19 protein-coding genes and 1 other RNA gene are annotated in these 20180 nt (G+C 48.6%); 16 read left to right on the top strand and 4 right to left on the bottom strand.

The features are described from left to right. Positions 1 to 74 precede the first annotated feature (74 nt). The 6 genes from A4G20_09275 (at position 75) to A4G20_09250 (ending at position 3917) form a co-directional block, all read left to right on the top strand. Positions 75 to 968 (top strand): LysR family transcriptional regulator, encoded by an 894-nt coding sequence (locus A4G20_09275; protein ID QIW16513.1) that lies wholly within the window; start codon positions 75 to 77, stop codon positions 966 to 968. 143 nt (positions 969 to 1111) lie between these two features. After that, positions 1112 to 1209, top strand: an RNA gene (ffs, locus tag A4G20_09270) — signal recognition particle sRNA small type. A gap of 119 nt (positions 1210 to 1328) precedes the next feature. Further along, positions 1329 to 2363 carry a phosphoribosylformylglycinamidine cyclo-ligase gene (locus tag A4G20_09265; GenBank protein ID QIW16512.1) on the top strand — a complete coding sequence of 345 codons (1035 nt, stop codon included), beginning with the start codon at positions 1329 to 1331 and terminating at the stop codon, positions 2361 to 2363. Positions 2364 to 2451: 88 nt separating this feature from the next. Beyond that, the gene (locus tag A4G20_09260) at positions 2452 to 3090 is read left to right on the top strand and encodes a phosphoribosylglycinamide formyltransferase (GenBank protein ID QIW16511.1); all 639 of its coding nucleotides are present in this window, start codon (positions 2452 to 2454) and stop codon (positions 3088 to 3090) included. 93 nt (positions 3091 to 3183) lie between these two features. After that, on the top strand, positions 3184 to 3534 hold the full coding sequence (locus tag A4G20_09255; protein ID QIW16510.1) for a hypothetical protein: 351 nt from the start codon (positions 3184 to 3186) through the stop codon (positions 3532 to 3534). Positions 3535 to 3557: 23 nt separating this feature from the next. Next, a complete protein-coding gene (locus tag A4G20_09250) occupies positions 3558 to 3917 on the top strand; it encodes a TIGR00156 family protein (protein QIW16509.1) in 360 nt (119 codons plus the stop codon). Positions 3918 to 3953: 36 nt separating this feature from the next. On the opposite strand, the gene A4G20_09245 is transcribed toward A4G20_09250, so the two are convergent. Continuing rightward, positions 3954 to 4580, bottom strand: coding sequence for a DNA-binding response regulator (locus A4G20_09245; protein QIW16508.1), 627 nt, complete (start codon positions 4578 to 4580; stop codon positions 3954 to 3956). A 167-nt stretch (positions 4581 to 4747) separates the two neighbouring features. Here A4G20_09245 and A4G20_09240 point away from each other — a divergent pair, with 167 nt between their 5' ends. Next, positions 4748 to 5410 (top strand): pseudouridine synthase, encoded by a 663-nt coding sequence (locus A4G20_09240; protein ID QIW16507.1) that lies wholly within the window; start codon positions 4748 to 4750, stop codon positions 5408 to 5410. A gap of 122 nt (positions 5411 to 5532) precedes the next feature. Here A4G20_09240 and A4G20_09235 read toward each other — a convergent pair whose 3' ends face one another. Beyond that, on the bottom strand, positions 5533 to 6873 hold the full coding sequence (locus tag A4G20_09235; protein ID QIW16506.1) for a glutamate dehydrogenase: 1341 nt from the start codon (positions 6871 to 6873) through the stop codon (positions 5533 to 5535). A gap of 235 nt (positions 6874 to 7108) precedes the next feature. On the opposite strand from A4G20_09235, the gene A4G20_09230 reads away from it, so the two are divergent. From A4G20_09230 to A4G20_09190, 9 genes are all read left to right on the top strand, one after another. Further along, the gene (locus A4G20_09230) at positions 7109 to 8287 is read left to right on the top strand and encodes a permease (protein QIW16505.1); all 1179 of its coding nucleotides are present in this window, start codon (positions 7109 to 7111) and stop codon (positions 8285 to 8287) included. Positions 8288 to 8491: 204 nt separating this feature from the next. Further along, positions 8492 to 10081 (top strand): bifunctional phosphoribosylaminoimidazolecarboxamide formyltransferase/IMP cyclohydrolase, encoded by a 1590-nt coding sequence (locus A4G20_09225; GenBank protein ID QIW16504.1) that lies wholly within the window; start codon positions 8492 to 8494, stop codon positions 10079 to 10081. A 176-nt stretch (positions 10082 to 10257) separates the two neighbouring features. Further along, complete coding sequence (locus A4G20_09220) at positions 10258 to 11889, top strand: membrane protein insertase YidC (GenBank protein ID QIW16503.1); 1632 nt, start codon at positions 10258 to 10260, stop codon at positions 11887 to 11889. 267 nt (positions 11890 to 12156) lie between these two features. Continuing rightward, complete coding sequence (locus A4G20_09215; protein QIW16502.1) at positions 12157 to 13113, top strand: magnesium and cobalt transport protein CorA; 957 nt, start codon at positions 12157 to 12159, stop codon at positions 13111 to 13113. Between the two features lie 199 nt (positions 13114 to 13312). Beyond that, positions 13313 to 13834 (top strand): hypothetical protein, encoded by a 522-nt coding sequence (locus A4G20_09210; protein QIW16501.1) that lies wholly within the window; start codon positions 13313 to 13315, stop codon positions 13832 to 13834. Next, positions 13788 to 14501: a hypothetical protein gene (locus A4G20_09205; protein QIW16500.1), complete on the top strand. Its 714-nt coding sequence runs from the start codon at positions 13788 to 13790 to the stop codon at positions 14499 to 14501. Before A4G20_09210 ends, A4G20_09205 begins: the two co-directional genes overlap by 47 nt. After that, positions 14498 to 15187, top strand: coding sequence for a hypothetical protein (locus A4G20_09200; GenBank protein QIW16499.1), 690 nt, complete (start codon positions 14498 to 14500; stop codon positions 15185 to 15187). Before A4G20_09205 ends, A4G20_09200 begins: the two co-directional genes overlap by 4 nt. After that, positions 15174 to 15467 carry a hypothetical protein gene (locus A4G20_09195; protein ID QIW16498.1) on the top strand — a complete coding sequence of 98 codons (294 nt, stop codon included), beginning with the start codon at positions 15174 to 15176 and terminating at the stop codon, positions 15465 to 15467. The genes A4G20_09200 and A4G20_09195 overlap by 14 nt, the downstream gene beginning before the upstream one ends. Before the next feature lie 42 nt (positions 15468 to 15509). Next, a complete protein-coding gene (locus A4G20_09190; GenBank protein QIW16497.1) occupies positions 15510 to 18752 on the top strand; it encodes an exodeoxyribonuclease V subunit gamma in 3243 nt (1080 codons plus the stop codon). A gap of 19 nt (positions 18753 to 18771) precedes the next feature. Here the strand turns inward: A4G20_09190 and A4G20_09185 are convergent, their stop codons facing one another. After that, complete coding sequence (locus A4G20_09185; GenBank protein ID QIW16496.1) at positions 18772 to 19743, bottom strand: tagatose-bisphosphate aldolase; 972 nt, start codon at positions 19741 to 19743, stop codon at positions 18772 to 18774. After that, positions 19733 to 20119 carry a PTS sugar transporter subunit IIA gene (locus A4G20_09180; protein QIW16495.1) on the bottom strand — a complete coding sequence of 129 codons (387 nt, stop codon included), beginning with the start codon at positions 20117 to 20119 and terminating at the stop codon, positions 19733 to 19735. Before A4G20_09180 ends, A4G20_09185 begins: the two co-directional genes overlap by 11 nt. Positions 20120 to 20180 lie beyond the last annotated feature (61 nt).

Here is a 20180-nt window from a genome sequence, read left to right as displayed (position 1 = left end):
TGTATCATCATTTTCCTATTTCTTCCCCAATCTGCTAAAATACCCCGCTTTTCTTTTTCAAAACCAGCAAAAATATGGACAGAATCCAAGCCCTACAAATCTATGCCCGTGTGGTGGAAACAGGCAGTTTTACCCAGTCTGCCGACCAGCTTAATCTGCACGTTTCCGCCGTGTCTAAGGCGGTGAAATATCTGGAAACCCAGCTGGGTTCACGCCTACTCAACCGTACCACCCGCAAGATTGCACTCACGGCTGAAGGCGAAGTGTTTTATGAGAAATGCCAGAACCTGCTGGCGGAGCTGGAGCAGACCTTTAACGATCTGTCGGGCTCGGCCCAGCTGCCCCAGGGCAAGTTGCGACTGGATATGCCACCTGCGGTAATGCCCTTTGTGATGGCTCGTTTGCCTGAATTTCAGGCGGCCTATCCTGAGATTGATTTGGTGATTACATCATCAGACGACACCCATAACCTTATCGATCAGGGCTTGGATTGCACCCTGCGGCTGGGGAATTTGGCGGATTCGTCCGACATCGCCCGCCGTTTGGGGGAGATTGATATGGTGACCTGTGCTGCTCCTGCTTATTTGGAAAAGTTCAGCGAACCCCAAACCCTGGCGGAGCTAGAAGATCATCGGGTCATCAACTACTTTTTCGGCCAGCACCGCAAGGTCTTGCCCTGGTCTTTTGTGGTCAAAAAACAGGTGCAGACCGTCAAACTGCCCAGCCGAATTTTGGTCAATGATTCCACCGCCCTTTTGCAGGCCCTTTTAGCGGGTTTCGGCATTGGCCATTTGCCTGCCATTTTGGTGCAGAAAGAGCTAGATGAAGGCAAGCTGGTGAGAATCCTGCCCCACATCGACAGCCCCAAACGCCCCCTGTGGCTGGTCTATCCCCAACGGGAGTTTATCCCTAAGCGGTTGGAAGTCTTTATTGAGTGGGTGTTGGGGCTGTTTGCGGACTACCGCTAAATCCCCTCCCTTTCAAGCGGTCTAAAATCCCAGGTTTTTTGCAAATTTTAAGCAAAACCCTACCGCTTGCTGCGAAATGGGTTGCCTTGGGGCGAAAAATCCCTATAATGGCAGGCCTTGCTTTATGCAATCCAATGAGGGCATTTCTGGTTCCTCGCAATGGTCTTCAGTTTATTTGGTCAGGTTCGGAAGAAAGCAGCCAGAATTGAAAGCACCGTGTGCCGAGGTTTGGCTGGGAATGCCCTCACCCTTTTCTGCCTTCTACTCCCTTCAAAATTCTGTTTAATTTCATTTCGCAAACGTTTGCTTGGTGGTATAATCCTGCCGTTTTTGTTAATTTCATTTGATTTGAGGTCAATCGTGAGCAGCACTCAACTTAGTTATAAAGATGCTGGCGTGGATATTCACGCTGGGAATGAATTGGTCGAACGCATTAAGGGCGATGTAAAACGTACCCGCCGCCCTGAAGTGATGGGTGGTTTGGGCGGCTTTGGTGCCCTGTGTGCCTTGCCAACCAAATATAAGGAGCCAATTTTGGTGTCTGGCACGGATGGTGTGGGCACAAAACTGCGTTTGGCGATTGACCTGAACAAACACGACACCATCGGCATCGACTTGGTGGCCATGTGTGTGAATGATTTAGTGGTGCAGGGCGCCGAGCCGCTCTTCTTCCTCGACTACTATGCCACAGGCAAGTTGGATGTTGATGTGGCCAGCTCCGTGATCAAGGGCATTGCTAACGGCTGTGAGCAGTCGGGCTGTGCCTTGGTGGGCGGGGAAACGGCCGAAATGCCGGGTATGTACCACGAGGGCGACTACGACTTGGCCGGCTTCTGTGTGGGCGTGGTGGAAAAGGCTGAAATCATTGACGGCTCTGCCACCCGTGCAGGCGATGCCCTAATTGCCTTGGGCTCTAGCGGCCCGCATTCTAACGGCTATTCCCTTATCCGTAAGGTGCTAGAGGTGAGCGGTGCCAAGCCAACCGATGAGCTGGAAGGCAAGCCTTTAAGCGAGCATTTCCTTGCTCCAACCAAAATTTATGTGAAGTCCATCTTGCAGCTTATTAAGCAGGTGGATGTCCATTCCATCGCTCACCTAACAGGCGGCGGCTTCTGGGAAAATATCCCACGGGTGTTGCCGAATAACGTCAAAGCCGTTATCAATGAAGCCAGCTGGGAATGGTTGCCAGCCTTCAAATGGTTGCAGGAAAAGGGCAATATTAGCCGCTATGAAATGTACCGCACCTTCAACTGCGGTGTGGGCATGGTGATTGCCCTGCCTGAAAAGGATGTGGAAACTGCTCTGGCCCTGCTAGAGCAAGCAGGCGAGAAGGCTTGGGTGATTGGTAAGATCGAAAACTTAGGATCAGGCACAGAACAAGTTGAAATTGTGTAAGTTTTGATGAAAACTAGACCGCTTGTAATGGAGAAAGCACCTTACAAGCGGTTGTTTTTTGCCAAAAATTTGCAAAGAAGGATAAGCGATGAAAAAAATTGTAGTCTTAATTTCAGGCAATGGCAGCAATTTCCAGGCCATTTTAGACGCCCAGCAGGCTGGCAAGATCCAAGGCCAAATTGTCGGCCTCATTTCCAATAAGGCGGATGCCTATGGGCTGGAAAGGGCCAAGGCAGCGGGCATTCCCAGCTTCGTTTTTGAGCGTAAGGCCTTTGACAGCAATGCGGCCATGGACGCCGCCATCGCCAGCCAGATTGAGGCCTTGCAGGCTGATTTAATTGTGCTGGCAGGCTATATGAAGATCTTAACCGCGGCCTTTACCCAGCGTTTTGCCGGCAAAATTCTCAATATTCATCCTTCACTCTTGCCTAAATACCCAGGCCTGCACACCCACCAACGGGCCATGGAAGCAGGGGATAGTGAGCATGGGATGTCCATCCATTTTGTGAATGAAGAAGTGGACGGCGGGGCGGTTATCCTCCAGGCCAAGGTGCCTATTTTTCCTGAAGATAGCCTTGAGGAAGTGATGGAGCGGGTACATGAGCAAGAGCACCGTTGCTATCCGCTGGTTGTGGGCTGGTTCTGTGCTGATCGTTTGGCCTTAGTCGAGGGCCGGGCCTATTTAGATGGTCAATTATTGGCCGATCATGGCTATAGTGATGAATAATGTGTTTTCTTAAGATTTGTTTAAGAAGTTTTTGTTTTAATAGCGTTCATACCAAGCCGAGAGGCTGTGATTTTAACGATTATCGGAGATTTTATGAAAAAATTATTTGCACTTGCATCCCTTGCCCTGTTCTCAACGGCTGCCATGGCACAAGGTTTTCAGGCCAATGGTTCAAGTAGCCAAGCAACTACCACCATCAAAACCGTGAAACAGGCCAAAGCAGCCCGTGACGATGCCCCTGTTAGCCTCAGTGGCTACATTGTGAAGCAGTATGATGAAGATACTTATTTGTTCAAGGATTCAACAGGCTCTATCCGTGTTGAGATCGACAATGAGGATTGGAGAGGCGTAACCGCCAGTCCGAAAACCAAGATCAAGCTCTATGGCTCTGTGGATAAGGACAGAAAAGGCACAACCATTGATGTTGATCGTGTCAGCCGTTAAAATTTAAGAAAGAGGAAAATTCAATGAAAAAATTGCTGATGATTGCCCTAGTGGGCGCAGGTTTAGCCGCTTGTTCAAAGCCAAATCACAACCCAAATCAGGTTTTTGGCCCACAACAAAGCAACACGGTGGTCACCATTGCTCAGGCTAAGACTTTTAATGATGATAGCATTGTTCTCTTAGAAGGCAATATTGTTCGCCAAATTGACAATGATGAGTTCATCTTCCGTGATGCCACGGGCGAGATTAAGATCGAGGTGGAAGATCATGCCTGGAACGGCTTAAATGTGACGCCGCAAGACAAGATCCGCATTCAGGGTAAATTAGACAAGGAATGGAACAAGGCTGATCTTGATGTATTCCGTGTAGAAAAGGCCCAGTAGGCCAGAAAACCAAGGGGCAAATATTGCCCCTTTTGCTTATTTTTGCTGCTCTAAATAAAGCACGGTCGCCGCCACTCGAGAATGGACGTTGAGTTTACGCAAGAGGTTGCGGATATGCACTTTCACGGTTTCTTCCGAAATAAAGAGCTGGGCGGCAATTTGTTTGTTGGACATACCTGTGGCAATCCACTGTAGCACATCTCTTTCTCTATCGGTCAGGCCACCAAGCGGGTCGGTTTTAGGCTGTCTGGCCAAGAGGTGTTCACGCACCGCATCACTTAAGACCATCTTGCCATAAGCGGCCTCTTGGATCTTGCTTAGGAGTTCAGGCGTGTCGGTATCTTTCAATAGATAGCCATCAACACCAGCATCCATAAGGGCAAAAATATCATTAGGCTCGTCTGATACGGTTAAGACCACAATGCGGGCATCTACCCCCTTGCTACGCAGGGCGCGGAGGGTGTCTAGGCCGGAAAGGCCTTTCATGTTAAGATCAAGAATGATCACATCTGGCTCTTGTTCAAGGGCAAGCTCAATGCCATCCAGGCCATTGCTGGCTTCACCAACAACTTCAAAATTATTTTCTAACTCCAGTAACTGGCGCATACCCTGACGCATCAGTGGGTGGTCATCAATCAATAAAATACGATATGGTGTGGTCATGTTTATCCCTTTTCTAGGCTAAAGAAGGTGCGATTGTGCTGAGATCCTGTTTGAAATGCAAGCTACTCATTTTGGGTAATTTAACAAAAGTTTGATCTAAGCCAAGGCTTTATCATTCTTCCAGACTTTTATACAATGTTTCTTATTTTTTATTCTACGCCTTCATCATGAAAAAGCCAATCTTTAGCCGCTCAAAGCGCCTTTTTGCCTCCAAACCTAAAAAGGCCAGTCCCACTTTTGCAGACACGGTGGTGGTTTTATTTAATAAGCCCTATGATGTGCTGACCCAATTTAGTGACGAGCAGGGCCGGCAAACCCTCAAGGATTTTCTGCCCCTGCCCCAGATCTACCCAGTTGGCCGGCTGGACAGGGACAGCGAGGGCCTTTTATTGCTAACCAACAACGGCCAAATCCAACACCGCCTGGCCAACCCTAAATTTGAAAAATTCAAGACCTACTGGGTACAGGTGGAAGGCCAGCCCCAGGCCTCAGATTTGCTCCGCCTAGAACAAGGCCTAGCACTTAAAGACGGCCCAACCCTGCCCGCCAAGGCCAAAATCATTGACGAGCCACACTTTGATTGGGCCATTGCCCCTAAAATTCGGGAACGTAAGACCATTCCCACCTCTTGGCTGGAGCTGCAAATCCGAGAGGGCAGAAACCGCCAAGTCCGCCGCATGACCGCCCATATCGGCTTTCCAACCCTACGTTTAATTCGGGTTGGCTTGGGGGATTTTGAGCTGGGAGATCTGGGCTGCGGCCAGTATCGGATCTTAAATGAGCAGGAAAAAGGGCGTTTATACAAAAGGCTTGGGTTACAAGCGGTTTAAAGTGGCGGATTTTTTGCAAATTTTCCCTAAGTTTATCCCGCTTGCAGAACCATTAGTCGAAGCTCAACAAAAATCCCCTTTAGATTTTCATCCAAAGGGGATTATTTTTTTAAGGCTTAGGCCTAAACCACACCTTGCTCTAGCATAGCAGTGGCCACTTTTTTGAAGCCTGCGATGTTAGCGCCGTTCACATAGTTGACGAAACCATCTGCCTCTGTGCCGTTTTCCACACAGTTTTGGTGGATGTTGGCCATGATGTCGAAGAGGCGTTGATCCACTTCCTCACGGCTCCAAGAAAGGCGAATAGCGTTTTGGCTCATTTCTAAACCTGAAGTGGCCACGCCACCTGCATTCGATGCCTTACCTGGTGCATAGAGGATCTTGGCCTGGGTGAAGACTTCAACCGCCGCCAGGGTGGATGGCATATTGGCCCCTTCGGCCACACACACACAACCATTGGCTAAGAGGGCTTTAGCATCTTCGCCGTCTAACTCATTTTGGGTGGCACACGGTAGGGCAATATCACATTTCACGCCCCATGGTTTTTGGCCAGCAAAGTATTGGAGACCTTGTTCTGTCGCATAAACAGACAAGCGTTCACGGCGTTCGTTTTTAAGCACTAAGAGGTCGGCTAATTGAGCTTCGGTCATGCCGCTTTCAGGGAAGAGAACATAGCCGTTGGAGTCTGAAACGGTCAGCACTCGTGCACCTTTTTGTAGGGCTTTTTCAGCCGCATATTGGGCCACGTTGCCTGAACCTGAAATTACCACGCCCTTGCCCTCAAAGGATTGGCCACGGGTGGCAAGCATAGATTCAGCAAAGTAAACAGTGCCGTAACCTGTCGCTTCAGGACGAATTAAGCTGCCGCCCCAGGTTAAGCTCTTACCGGTTAAGACCGAGGTAAATTCATTGCGTAATTTTTTGTATTGGCCATAGAGGAAGCCGATTTCACGCCCGCCTACACCGATGTCGCCGGCTGGCACATCTGTGTCTGCCCCGATGTGGCGATAGAGTTCGCTCATAAAGGCCTGGCAGAAACGCATCACTTCCGCATCAGATTTGCCTTTAGGGTCGAAGTCTGAACCGCCCTTACCACCGCCCATAGGCAGGGTGGTTAAGGCATTTTTAAAGACCTGTTCAAAGGCCAGGAATTTGAGCACGCCCAAGTCCACAGTTGGGTGGAAACGTAAGCCACCTTTATAAGGGCCGATGGCCGAGTTCATTTGCACACGGTAGCCACGATTGACCTGAACCTGGCCCTTGTCGTCCACCCAAGTCACACGGAAGGTAATCACACGCTCAGGCTCAACAATACGCTCAAGCAAGCCATATTTGGTGTATTGTGGGTTCTTGGCTAAGAAGGGAGCAAGACTGCCAAAGACTTCTTCAACCGCTTGGTGGAAGGGGGCTTGGCCTGGGTCACGTTGTTTGATCTGTTGGAAAAGGGCGTTTAAATCGCTCATAGGAACTCCTTGTATTTTTAAATTTAAAATGTTGTGTTTGTTGAAGTGGCGACGAATTTAACAAAGAAAATTTTGCTTGTCTAGAGATTTTTTTAAAAAAATTTATGATTGTGATAAAAAAAACTAATCTATGATAATTTAACTTAGGAAAGCAAGGCAAGAATAGGCCTCTCCCATTTGCGAAAGCCCTCAAAATATGCCATTATTTTTCCATTTTTGGCCTAGCAACAGATTTATGAATGTAACAACTCCTCTTTTTATTGCCCTGCGTTACTGGCGGTCTAAAAGTGCCGACCGCTTCGGCCGTTTGGTCACCAACCTGGCTAGCCTAGGTATTGTGCTGGGCGTTATGGCCCTAATCATTGTGCTTTCGGTGATGAATGGCCTGGAAAACACTCAAAAGCGCAATGTGCTGTCTGTTTTGCCTCATGCTGTGGTCTCCAATCCCTTGCAAAATTTGGACAAATCTGCCTCGCTTGATCTGCCTGCTTTTGCTTCCAAGAGTGTGCCCATCAACCGAGCCAGTGTGATTATTCAAAGCGCAGAGGGCATCAATGCCGGCCAGCTGCTTGGGGTGGAGCAGGCCTCTGATGATCCGCTGATTGCTAATCTTGATATTGAGACACTTTTGCCGGCCAGTGAATTTAAGGTGGTGATTGGCTCCCGTCTAGCCCAAAAACTGCGTTTGGGCCAGGGGGACAAGTTGCGGCTCATGATCACCGAAAACAGCCAGTACACGCCTTTTGGCCGGGTGCCGGTGCAAAGGCTTTTTACCGTTTCAGGCATTTACTACAGTGGCAATGAAGCCAGCGAATACACGCTTTTTGCTAATTTGAGCGATGTAGGCCGGCTTTTGCGGATTCCTGAAAATGAAGTCCAGGGCCAGCGGCTCTTTTTAAGCGATCCTTTCTTAGTGACCGAATTAGATCTGTACTTTAAGCCTGACCTCTGGCAGGTCAGTGATTGGCGGGAGCAAAAGGGCGAATTCTTCCAGGCCGTTCGCATGGAAAAAAACATGATGGGGCTTTTGATCAGCCTGATTATTATTGTGGCCATTTCCAATATTGTGACTTCCTTGAGTCTTATGGTGGTGGACAAACAAGGCGAGATAGCCATTCTCCAAACCCAAGGTTTGACCAAGGGCCAGGTTATGCAGATCTTTATGTGGCAGGGTTCAGTGGTGGGGATTATTGGCTCCCTGCTGGGCGGCCTCTTGGGGCTCTTGGCCACCCATTATTTGGGCCATGTGATTAGCCTGATTAACCCTAGTGGCGTCCAGCTTCCAACAGAGATTGTCGGCAGCCAGGTGGCGGTGATTATGGCCGTTTCCATCCTACTTTCCCTGGCTTGCACCCTTTATCCTGCCTATCGAGCCTCCAAGGTTGAACCAGCGGATGCTTTGAGGTATGAATAACTCTCCTATGATAGCGCCAGCGTCCTCGCTGGTGCTGCTCTAGCAAAGTGGCACCAGCGAGGACGCTGGCGCCATCGAAGATGGGCGAAGGGGTTTTTGCAAAAAATCGCCAACTCTTTCCCGCTTGCCAAGATCTTAATGCCATCCGCAAACGTTTGCGTTATAATGTCCGCCGTTTGATTTTCTTAGGTAAAAGGAACCATAATGACCATTCAACAAGCGTTACTCAGTGTGTCTGATAAAACAGGCATTGTCGAATTTGCTCAGGGCCTACACCAACGTGGGGTGAAACTGCTTTCAACCGGTGGCACGGCCAAATTATTGGCGGAAGCTGGCCTGCCGGTGGTGGAAGTGTCTGACTATACGGGCTTTCCTGAAATGATGGACGGCCGGGTTAAGACCCTCCACCCTAAGGTACACGGTGGGATTTTAGGCCGCCGTGGCACCGATGATGAAGTGATGGCCCAGCACAATATTGAACGCATTGATATGGTGGTGGTTAATCTTTACCCCTTCGCTCAAACAGTGGCCAAGCCTGATTGCACGCTGGCCGATGCGGTAGAAAACATTGATATTGGCGGGCCGACTATGGTGCGATCTGCGGCCAAAAACCATAAAGATGTGGCTATTGTGGTCAATAATGGTGATTTTGAAGCCATTTTGGCTGAGATGGATGCCCACCAAAATAGCCTGACGCTGGAAACCCGTTTCAACCTAGCCATCAAGGCCTTTGAGCATACGGCCCAGTATGATTCTATGATTGCCAACTACTTCGGCAAGCTAGTCCCACCTTACCAAGGGGCGGAAGAGGAAGATCTGAGCCAGCCTTGCGGCCAGTTCCCTCGCACCCTCAACCTCAATTTCATCCGCAAACAGACCATGCGTTATGGCGAAAACAGCCACCAAAATGCCGCCTTCTATGTGGAAAATGAAGTGAAAGAGGCAAGTGTTGCGACGGCTAAGCAGCTCCAAGGCAAGGCCCTTTCCTACAATAACATTGCCGATACCGATGCGGCTCTTGAGTGCGTAAAAGAATTCAAAGAGCCGGCCTGTGTGATTGTTAAACACGCCAACCCTTGTGGCGTAGCCCTAGGAGCCGATATTTTGGAGGCCTACAACCGAGCCTACCAAACCGACCCAACTTCAGCCTTCGGCGGCATTATCGCCTTTAACCGTGAGTTAGATGGCCAAACCGCCCAAACCATTGCCGACCGCCAGTTTGTGGAGGTGATTATCGCCCCTCGTGTATCAGCAGAGGCCAAGGAAGCCCTGGCCAAGAAGAAAAATGTGCGGGTGCTAGAATGTGGCGACTTTAGCGAAGCCCAGGCTCGCTTAGACTTCAAGCGGGTTAATGGTGGCCTTTTAGTACAAGACGCAGACCAGGGCCAGGTGGATATTGAAGATCTGGAATTTGTGTCTGAACGCAAGCCAACCAAGGAAGAGATGGAAGACCTGCTCTTCTGCTGGAAGGTGGCCAAGTATGTCAAATCCAACGCCATTGTCTATGCCAAGAACAAGCAGACCATCGGCATTGGGGCCGGCCAGATGAGCCGGGTTTATTCGGCCAAGATTGCTGGCATTAAGGCCGAGGACGAGGGCTTGCAGGTGGCCGGCTGTGTGATGGCTTCTGACGCCTTCTTCCCCTTCCGAGATGGGATTGACGCTGCCGCCCAGGTGGGCATTACCTGTGTGATTCATCCAGGTGGCTCAATGCGGGATCAGGAAGTGATTGACGCAGCCAATGAGCACGGAATGGCTATGGTGCTCACAGGAATGAGACATTTTAGACACTAAGTTAATAGGGGCAAATTACATTTGCCCCTTATTTTTATTACAAGCGGGCAGAAATTTGCGATTTTTTGCAAAAATCTGCCCGCTTGCTGCAAAAGATGTTTGGCCTTGGGAGCAAGCTATTATAGAATAACGACTTTATTTTCTTTACTTTTTTGACAACCTTTGAGAGCCTACCAATGAATTCAAATCGTAGTTTACTCCTCCTCGGTTTGTTGCTGGTGTCATTTTTAATTTACACCCAATGGCAGCAGGATTTTAACCCTGAAATCCAAGCCCAGCGACAAGCTCAACAGCAAGCCCAACAAGTGCAAGCCGCTCAAAACAGCGATGTGCCTGCTTCTAGCAGCACGTCAGCCATCAATGAGCAAGCCACCCAGGGCAAAACCATCCTTGTGGAAAGTGATGTCTTGCGTTTAACCATCGACACCCTAGGCGGTGACGTGGTGGATTCTGACCTGCTTAAACACAATGCAGAATTGGATTCAAACACACCTTTTGAACTCTTAACCAATACAGGCAAAACCTATGTGGCCCAAAGTGGTTTGGTGGGTAAAAACGGGATTGATACCCCGGCTGGCCGCCCGCAATATAGCGTCACTGCCGATAAATTTGTGCTACCAGAAGGCCAAAATGAATTGGTTGTGCCGCTTGTTTTTGAGAAAGATGGCGTAACCTATCGCAAGGAATTTGTGCTTAAACGTGGCAGCTACAACGTGGGCGTAAACTTCGTTATCAACAACCAAACAGGCGAAACCCTCGAAGTTCAGCCTTATGGCCAGCTTAAACATACCCTGGTTGAAAGCTCAGGCAACTTCGCCATGCCAACCTACACCGGTGGTGCCTATTCTTCATCTGAGACCAACTATAAAAAATATAGCTTTGATGAAATGCAAAAGGCCAACCTAGATATTCCAACCAAGGCTGGCTGGGTGGCTATCCTGCAACACTATTTCGTTTCTGCCTGGGTGCCAAACCAAGATGCTGACAACAACCTCTACACCCGCACCAGCAATGGTGTTGGCACTATTGGTTATCGTGGTGCAGTCGTGACTGTAGCTCCAAACTCCCAAGCCACACTTCCAAGCCAACTTTGGACCGGCCCGAAAGATCAAAAAGAAATGGCTGAAGTTGCCAACCATTTAGACCTAACCGTGGATTACGGCTGGGCCTGGTTTATTGCCAAACCGCTTTTCTGGTTGCTCACCTTTATCCAAAGCATAGTGACCAACTGGGGCTTGGCCATTATTGGGGTTACCATTGTGGTTAAAACCATCCTTTACCCACTCACCAAGGCCCAATACACCTCCATGGCCAAAATGCGGATGTTGCAACCACGTTTAACCGAAATGCGTGAGCGTTTTGGTGACGACCGCCAGCGTATGAGCCAAGAAATGATGAAGCTCTATAAGGAAGAGAAGGTCAATCCAATGGGCGGTTGCTTGCCAATCCTCCTACAAATGCCGATCTTCATCGCCCTTTACTGGACCTTCATGGAAGCGGTGGAACTCCGCCACGCCCCGTTCTTCGGCTGGATCCAAGACCTGTCTGCCCAAGACCCTTATTACATCCTGCCGCTTTTAATGGGTGCGTCTATGTTCTTGCTTCAGAAGATGTCGCCAACCCCTGTGGCAGACCCAGTGCAACAAAAGGTCATGACCTTTATGCCGGTTCTCTTTACCGTATTCTTTCTCTGGTTCCCATCAGGCCTGGTACTTTACTGGCTCACTTCTAACCTGATTACCATCGCCCAACAGTGGTTGATCTACCGTAATCTGGAGAAGAAGGGCTTACATTCGCGTAAGAAATAAGCCTTAACGACTTTACTCGCCAAGCGGGGCCAATTTGTTAAAAACGTGCAAATTCGCCCCGCTTGTATTTTACCTTGACGCAGACACGATTAAGGGCTAAAATCGCCCGTCTTTTTTCTTTTGAGGATCTACATTTTGGACAATCATAGTCGATACTTGACCGCTTTTTAATTTCCCTCTTGTCCAAAATCCCTGTCTGGCAAGAGTAGCTTGTCAGTGTCTTTTTTGTTCCTTCTTGTTCATTGCCTCCCTTCTTAGGAGCTTGATATGATTAGAGTTTTTGCCGTAGATAGCGAACGCTCACGACTTGTTAGAGTTGATGAAACCGATATTACCCAATTAAACAATGCCATCTGGATTGATCTCATTGACCCAACCGATGCCGAACGTTCTGTGCTTGAAAAACGTCTCGACCAAACCTTGGCCGAAGATCACGAGCTAGAGGACTTGGAAGCTTCTGCCCGCTTTTTTGAGGACGAAGACGGCCTCCACCTGCACTCCTTCTTCTATTGTTTAGATGATGATGACTACGCTGATATTGCCACGGTGGCCTTTACCGTGCGTGATGGGCGTTTGTTTACGCTGCGTGAGCTAGACTTACCTGCCTTCCGCCTTTATCGGATGCGTTCTCGCCGTGAGAAGCTGATTGATTGCAATGCCTATGAAGTTCTGCTGGATTTGCTTGAAACCAAGATCGAGCAGCTAGCCGATGTAATTGAAGAAATTTATGCTGAACTGGAAAAATTAAGCCGAGTGGTGCTCAATGGCAAGCAGGGCGATGAATTAAATGATGCCTTGGCTGATTTGACCGAATACGAGGATGCCAGCTCCAAGGTACGCCAGTGCCTCATGGATACCCAGCGGGCCTTGGGCTTCCTCCTGCGTAAAACCCGCCTGCCAACCAACCAGCTAGAACAGGCTCGGGACATTATGCGAGACATTGAATCCCTGCTTCCTCATAACGAATCCCTCTTCCAAAAGGTCAATTTCCTTATGCAAGCGGCCATGGGTTTTATCAACATTGAACAGAACCGGATTATGAAATTCTTCTCTTTGGTGTCGGTCATGTTCCTGCCAGCCACGCTTGTGGCCTCCACCTACGGCATGAACTTTGAAAATATGCCAGAACTGGCCTTTAAATACGGCTACCCAATGGCCCTTTGCCTTATGGTAGTCGCTGCGGCTACGCCTTATGTCTATTTTAAGCGCAAGGGGTGGTTGTAGTGGTGTAGGGTGGGCATCCTTGCCCACCATAAAAATATGTGTGAAAAAGGTGGGCAGGGATGCCCACCCTACAAGCGGTACAAATCCTGTCAAAATTTGCAAGCAAAAAATTTTCATTTTTCGATCCAGATCGTAAAAATCATTTTCGCCCCTTTTCCCTCACCTACAAAAAAATTAGTATCTTCCCCAAGGAGATACTATGTTCAAAGCCCTCACCCTGATTGAAACGGCCGTTACCCTGGCGATTTTAAGCCTGGCCCTCTTTTTCCTCTCGCCTGTCGTCTTTTCCCTGTCTGATCAGGTTAAGGTAGAACGAGAGGCGGAGCTGGTGCGATCTTTTTTCTACCAGGTGCAAACCCAGGCCCGCTTTACCAAGCAGTCCTACGAAACCTATATCAACCACCATCAAGAGAATTGGTGCATTATTGCCCTTGCAAAAACCGAGGAAAAATCTACCGCTTGTAACTGCTTTAATCCCCAACTTTGCGGCCTAAAGGGGCGTTACTTGGTCTATCACAACCAGTTTCCCAGCGTGGAACTGCGTACCAATAAACTCTTCCCCAGCCGCTTTATGACGGTCAATGGCAGTTCAGGAAACCTAGAGGCCGGCTGCCTGGCCTTTTACAGCCCATCGGCCCAGCGACTGATGGATTTCGATGCCTATGGAGTGATCAATGTCCCAGCCCGCAATGCTCGCACGCTCTGCAAAAGCCTCATTTAGCCTGGTTGAGGTACTGATTTCACTCAGCCTGTCTCTAGTCTTGCTTTTTGTTGCTGGCAGCTTTTATGCCCAGCATTATGCCGCCCAAGAAAAGCAGGCCGAATTATTGCGCCTGCAAGCCCGCTCCCATCAAATGATTAATTATTTTCGTCAGCATATTGAAAATATAAATTTTATGGCCTATCGAAAATACGGCAAATACAATCTTGACTTCTTTAAATTAAAAAATAAGACCTACTATTTGGCCCCTAATCAAAGCTGTTTAATGTTTGTTTATGACTTAAATAGCGATGGCTGTATTGGAGAAATGGCAGATACTAGCAGGCGATCTTGTTTAGATTCCACAGAAAGTATTAATGCGGCTACGAATTTAACCCGAGAAATATTTGGTTTTAAATTAGAAAATCAGGAAATTTATATTTATAGCGAAAAGAGCAGAGAGGCCAAATGCAAGGGGGCAGAATGTGCCAGAAAATTGCAAAGTTGTGATAACAAATGGGATCAACTGACCTTTAAGGCCGATTTAATCGTGGATGAATTAAAGTTTGACTTGGACGAAAGAAAGGGGTTTATGAAGATTAAATACCAAGCCCATTCGCCTAAGGATAGGGAAATCGCCTATGGGCTAGAGACTAAGATCCATATTTTAAACTGGGGGAGAGAATGAAATATTCAGCCAATGTGCTTCTCACTGCCTTAGTCTTGCTGTCTGGCCTGGCCACCATCTTGTTTCTTTCTCAAGATAAATTGCTCCACCAAGAAGCCATGACTCAGGCCTATTATGGGGATTACTTAAAAAGCCTGAATGAAATACACCAAGAAAAAGAAGCCCAGGAAAAATCAAGGCCTAATAAGGATGTAATCTGCAACCAAAAACAAACCGAGAAAATTGAAATAAGAAAAAAGCATCTTCAATATCTCTTTCAATGTGTGGAAGTGAATTTATTTAAGGATAAAACCAAATTACCGACTAAAAAACACCTGCTTCTGGATGAAATAGAAGATAATCTTAATATAGATGAATTTAGCGCCTATATTTTGCAGCTTGATAGCCTAGACAAATTACCCAAAAATACGGATGACAAACCTTATATAATTAAATTTACCCGTGAGATTGAAAATGGCATTTTGCCCCATTCCTTTTATGGCTTAATAATCACAGAACATCCCTTTAATTTAAATGTGACCCGAGATAAGATCTATGGTTTGGTGATTTCTGCCCAGGCTCTAGATAGCACAACAGACAGAAGTGTGACCCGAAACAGGAATGTGATTTCAACTTTAAGCCAGCTTTATCAACACTGGTATTATGTGCCTAATTCCCAAAGGATAGTTGGCTATGCAGAACCTTAAATTCAGACGGGCGGAAAGTTTTACCGCCATTTTACTGGCCCTGAGCCTCTTTTCCCTGCTTTTTGTGAGCTTTCAAACCTGGCAACAAAGCCAGTTAGCCCAACAGGCCAAGGGCTATCAGACGCTACAGGCCATGCAGATTGCTGAAAACCAGCTTCATCTGCGTTTGGCTGGCCAGCCTTGTGATAGGCGAGTAGAGCAGAATGGCCTGGTGTTTGAGGTAAATTGCAGCGGGCAGGCCATCAAAATAAGCTACCCTTTGGGTGAATTTACCTTGTGAAATGGTGTACAATCCTGCCATTGTTATGCTTAGGAAGTCGCCATGTTTACCGTCTATTACTCCAACCAACTCAGCCTGCAAAAAGAGCTTTTGCTCCATCTTTTAAGGGTTCAGCCCAACAGCAATCCTTTTGAGCCTGAAACCATCTTGGTGCAGAGTACAGGCATGGCCCAGTGGCTACAAATGCAGCTTGCCCAAGGCTTGGGGGTGGCGGGGAATTTTAATTTTCCCTTCCCGACAGCCTTCTTATGGCAGCTCTACCGCCAGCTCTTTCCCCACCTGCCCAAGGAAAACAGCTTCGACCGTGAGATCATGGTTTGGCGTTTGATGACCCTTATTCCTGAAAAATTAGGAGAACCGGCCTTTGCTGGCCTCAAGGCCTACTTGGGGGAGCAGGTTGATCAGGAAAAGTGCTTCCAACTGGCAGAAAAAATCGCCGATCTCTTTGACCAATATCTGGTTTACCGCCCCCATTGGCTGATTGACTGGGAGAAAAATCAGACAGGCCAGGTGATCAAAGAAATTCAGAACCTAGGCAAAAATATGAGCGACAGCAAGTTCCAGCACATCCTAAAAGATATGGCCTGGCAGGCGGAATTGTGGCGGAGCTTGGTGGCCCATATTGGCCAAACCACGACAGAGGAGGTGTTTACCACCTCCCACCGGGCCTATTTTGAGCAGCGTTTTTTCCACAAATTAGATAACCTCAGCCCCGCAGAAAAACAGGCCCTGCCCAAGCGGATTTTTATTTTTGGCATTTCCTCCCTGCCTAATTTGCAGCTCAATGCCCTGGTCAAACTGAGTGAACACTGTGATATCCACCTCTTTTTTATTAGCCCTAGCCAGTATTACTGGGGCAACCTGATTGAGCGTAAGGTTTGGCACAAGATGGCCCTGAAAAATAACCAGCCAGCCTTGGAGCAGGAGGGCAATAGCCTCTTGGCCATGTGGGGCAAGCAGGGGCGGGATTTTTTAACCACCCTGGTTGAGCGGGAATTTAATGAAAATGTGGCCTCGGTGGCCGATTCTGCTCCCCATCTCTTGGCAGAAGTCAAGCGTAATATTTTTGAGCTAGAAGAAAAATTTGCCCATGATTTCCACTTTGATGAAGCCGATAGATCTATTCAGCTCCACGCCTGTCATAGCCCCCTGCGGGAGGTGGAGGTTTTGCATAATCAGTTGCTCAACCTCTTTGAAGAAGATAGTTCCCTTGCCCCTAAAGACATCATCGTTATGTCGCCAGATATTGATCGCTATGCCCCTTATATTCGGGCGGTGTTTGAACGCTATGCCAAAAACGACCCTCGTTACATTCCCTTTAGCCTTAGTGATCAGCGGGCTAGCTTGACCGATCCTTTGCTGGCCAGCTTCCTCCAGCTGCTCAAGCTCAAGGCCGAGCATTTGACCGCTGAAGCCTGCCTGGAGCTCTTGGATCTAGAAGCCATTCGGGAGAAGTTTGGCTTTGGCCAGGCTGATCTCCACACCCTACGTCACTGGGTTAAACAAGCAGGCATTCGGGCTGGCTTATCCACCAATGAGGGCTACTGGCAGAATTTTAATGCCTGGGAAAACGGCCTCAACCGCCTCTTGTTGGGGGCCAGCCTCAAGGAGCAGGCTGGCCCTTGGCAGGATACCCTAGCCTTTAACCAAAGTTACGGGCTCAGTGCAGAACTAGCCGGCAGTTTAGCTGCCTTTATTGGCATCTTGGGCGACTGGCTGACCTTTCTAAGCCAGCCCCACTGCTTTGAAGACTGGCAGGCTCAAATCAGGGGCTTGCTGGCCAATCTCTATGCTGAAAATGACAAGAGCCTGGACAGCCTCCTGCAAATCCAGCAGGCCCTAGACCAGTTAGGCCAACAGATGGCAGAGGCCCATTTCCAACAAGCGGTGCAAATTGAGCTGATTTCTGCAAAATTGGAACGCGCCCTCAACCAACAGGCCAGCAACCTCCAGTTTTTGGCAGGCCAAGTCAATTTCTGTACCCTCCTACCTATGCGGGCCATTCCCTTCAAGGTGGTCTGCCTCTTGGGCATGAACGAGGCGGATTTTCCTCGCAACCAAACCCTCAACAGCTTTGACCTAATGCAATACGCCCCACAAAAGGGTGACCGAGCCAAGCGAGATGACGACCGCTACCTCTTCCTTGAGGCCCTGTTGTCTGCCCAGGATGTTTTCTATATGAGCTATGTGGGCCGCAGCCTAACCAAGGACGAAAAATTCGCCCCGCTTTATCCTTCCGTCTTGGTCTCCCAGCTGATGAATTATCTGGCTGAAAATGACCTAGATTGGAAAAATCACATCCTAAGCAAGGAAGCCATGACGGTTTTTAGCCCTGATAACTTTACCCAGGGCAAGCGTTCCTTTAATCAAGAGTGGCTAGATGTCACCCAAAGACCTTTGCAAAATCAGGCCTTTCTCAGCCCGCTTGCCAACCCCTTCAGCCCTAAAGAGATTGAGCTTGAGGACTTGATTGCCTTTGTACAAAACCCGGTCAAATACTATTTCAATCGGCAACTGGGCGTTTATTTGGAGAGCCGTGAAGACAGCATTGAAGAGGCCGAAATCTTTAGCCTATCAGGCCTGGAGCGTTACACTTTCTTTGATGATTTGGTCGGGCTGAAGGAGGAAGATTTAGCCCACTATTTCCACCAGGCCAAACTCAAGGGGCAGCTACCAGCTCAAAACTTTGCCCAACTGGCCCAGGCAAATCTGGCCCAGGAAATTGCCCCTATGCGGGCACAAATTGAGCCTTATTTAGCTCAAGATCAGACCCATTTAAGTGTTAATCTGGATTTGGGTTCGGTAAATCTAGTCGGCAATCTTGCCCAGTGCTATGGCCATGATTTCATCTATTGGCGGGTGGGGAAATTGCGGGATAAGGATCTAATCAAGCATTGGATCTTGCATCTGGTTTTAGCCACCCAGTCAGAGGCCTACCAGCTTAAGTTCTTTTACAAGGAGGGTGGCGAGGTGAAAAGCCTGGAGTTTAAGCCCATCTCTCAAGAAGAGGCCTTGGCACAGTTAGGTATCTATATCAAGGCCTATGTGGGCAGTTTCCAAGAATTAGACTGGGCTGTCTATGAAAATATGGCAAGCTTCTTCAAACCCAAAAGAGGACAAGCCTTGCCAGAGCCAGACCAACTGGCCCAGCAGGGCATAGATTATCTGACAGAAAATGACCTGTATTTTGCAAGGCTCTACCAACAGACAGCGGAATTTGATAAGCAAAAGATTTATCAAAATACCCTAGATTGGTTTGGGAAGATGTTTCAGTATGGAGTCTGATGTAGGGGAAGAGCTCTACTTACGTTCTGAGCGGTGTTGCACACGCCTCCAGCACCGCTACCAACTCCTCAATATTCTGCTTACCCTGGGTTTCAAGCCACAATTTCGCCGCCTCTACCCCCTGGGTTTTATAGGCTTCCGCCGCGCCTGCCCAGGTGGCACGGCCGCAGAGTACGCCGTTAAACTGGCTGCCAGCTTTGTGAGCAAAGCGGAGGGTTTCTTGGAAGAGTGAAGCCGATACGCCAGCACTTAAGAAGATGAATGGTAGATCCGTTGCCTCACTTTGCGCCTTGAAGAAGGCTTGTGCCTGGTCTTGGGTGTAAAGCACGTCTTCGCCAAAACCTTCTACATAGCTCATCACCACCGGCACTTCAACCTTGAGCACATCCACATTAAAACGTGGATCGGCAAAGAATTTCATTGCCCCGATTACCTTGTGCGGTTTGGTTTGGGCGTTGGCACGCTTGTCTTCGGTTGTGGCATCGTAGGTCAAAATTTCAAGGAAGTGGGGCAAGCCCTCGGCACGACATTCTGAACCCACACGCTCCACAAAAGCTGCCTTGCGGTCGTTGATGGCGGGGTCTTCGTCCACGTCAAAATAGATGAGCAATTTGACCGCTTCCGCCCCTTTTTCCTTGAGGCGAAGGACGGAGACATCATCAATCAAGTCAGGGAAACGCCCGATAGCGGTTTTATCGTAGCCGGTTTTTTCGTATGCCATTAAAAGGCCGCATTCACCATCCCGCTTGCCTGCTGCTGCCCAGCCAAATTCTGGGTCAAGCAAAATAGAGGAAGCATAAGGGGTCAAGGTTTGGGAAATGAGGGTTTTAAATTCGCTGACTTGTTCAGGGCTAATCTCATCGCCCATCATACGGCGTAAGGCGCCACGTTGGTCAATGGCCAGGGCGGAAATAATGCCTCTTTCAGTGCAGAGTTTTTTTAAGAAATCACGTTTGCTCATTGGGTTCTCCTTTTTTATTCTATTCGTCATCACCGGCTTGTACGGCTTGCAGTTGGGCGCGTACATCATAAATTTGTTGCTGGGCGTTTTCGATCAAATCGTCCTTGCCTTCGCTGACAAAGCTAATCACCATGGGCAGGTTCATTCCGCTGTAGAGGGAAAGTTCTGGGTTGGTCAAAAACCGCATGGCCACGTTACAAGGCGTACCGCCCAAAATATCGCACAACACCACCGTCTCGCCCTGACACTTGGCAAGTGCTTGTTCAAATTTGGCCTTGAAATCGTCCGACCCTTCGTGGGGGTAGAGGCAAACGGTGTGGGCATGAGGGATCTTTCCTAAAATCATCTCGGCCGTGCCTAATAAGCCTGTGGCGAAATCGCCGTGGCTGATGAGGATTAAGTTCATATAAGCTCCTTAGTTTTTTTAAAATTATCTGATACTACCCCCTCTCCCGTTTACGGGGGAG

The organism is Pasteurellaceae bacterium RH1A (genome assembly GCA_012221805.1).
Taxonomy (GTDB): Bacteria; Pseudomonadota; Gammaproteobacteria; order Enterobacterales; family Pasteurellaceae; genus RH1A.
Note: the sequence above shows the minus strand (reverse complement) of the source record. Positions and strands in the feature narration are given on the sequence as shown.

Excerpts from the sequence above, each read along its gene's own strand:
- A4G20_09245 (QIW16508.1), bottom strand. The coding sequence starts at position 4,580 with ATGACCACACCATATCGTATTTTATTGATTGATGACCACCCACTGATG.
- A4G20_09220 (QIW16503.1), top strand. The coding sequence starts at position 10,258 with ATGAATTCAAATCGTAGTTTACTCCTCCTCGGTTTGTTGCTGGTGTCA.
- A4G20_09180 (QIW16495.1), bottom strand. The coding sequence starts at position 20,119 with ATGAACTTAATCCTCATCAGCCACGGCGATTTCGCCACAGGCTTATTA.
- A4G20_09190 (QIW16497.1), top strand. The coding sequence starts at position 15,510 with ATGTTTACCGTCTATTACTCCAACCAACTCAGCCTGCAAAAAGAGCTT.
- A4G20_09240 (QIW16507.1), top strand. The coding sequence starts at position 4,748 with ATGAAAAAGCCAATCTTTAGCCGCTCAAAGCGCCTTTTTGCCTCCAAA.
- A4G20_09205 (QIW16500.1), top strand. The coding sequence starts at position 13,788 with ATGTCCCAGCCCGCAATGCTCGCACGCTCTGCAAAAGCCTCATTTAGC.
- A4G20_09255 (QIW16510.1), top strand. The coding sequence starts at position 3,184 with ATGAAAAAATTATTTGCACTTGCATCCCTTGCCCTGTTCTCAACGGCT.
- A4G20_09225 (QIW16504.1), top strand. The coding sequence starts at position 8,492 with ATGACCATTCAACAAGCGTTACTCAGTGTGTCTGATAAAACAGGCATT.
- A4G20_09200 (QIW16499.1), top strand. The coding sequence starts at position 14,498 with ATGAAATATTCAGCCAATGTGCTTCTCACTGCCTTAGTCTTGCTGTCT.
- A4G20_09195 (QIW16498.1), top strand. The coding sequence starts at position 15,174 with ATGCAGAACCTTAAATTCAGACGGGCGGAAAGTTTTACCGCCATTTTA.
- A4G20_09235 (QIW16506.1), bottom strand. The coding sequence starts at position 6,873 with ATGAGCGATTTAAACGCCCTTTTCCAACAGATCAAACAACGTGACCCA.
- A4G20_09250 (QIW16509.1), top strand. The coding sequence starts at position 3,558 with ATGAAAAAATTGCTGATGATTGCCCTAGTGGGCGCAGGTTTAGCCGCT.
- A4G20_09275 (QIW16513.1), top strand. The coding sequence starts at position 75 with ATGGACAGAATCCAAGCCCTACAAATCTATGCCCGTGTGGTGGAAACA.
- A4G20_09185 (QIW16496.1), bottom strand. The coding sequence starts at position 19,743 with ATGACGAATAGAATAAAAAAGGAGAACCCAATGAGCAAACGTGATTTC.
- A4G20_09210 (QIW16501.1), top strand. The coding sequence starts at position 13,313 with ATGTTCAAAGCCCTCACCCTGATTGAAACGGCCGTTACCCTGGCGATT.
- A4G20_09215 (QIW16502.1), top strand. The coding sequence starts at position 12,157 with ATGATTAGAGTTTTTGCCGTAGATAGCGAACGCTCACGACTTGTTAGA.
- A4G20_09230 (QIW16505.1), top strand. The coding sequence starts at position 7,109 with ATGAATGTAACAACTCCTCTTTTTATTGCCCTGCGTTACTGGCGGTCT.
- A4G20_09260 (QIW16511.1), top strand. The coding sequence starts at position 2,452 with ATGAAAAAAATTGTAGTCTTAATTTCAGGCAATGGCAGCAATTTCCAG.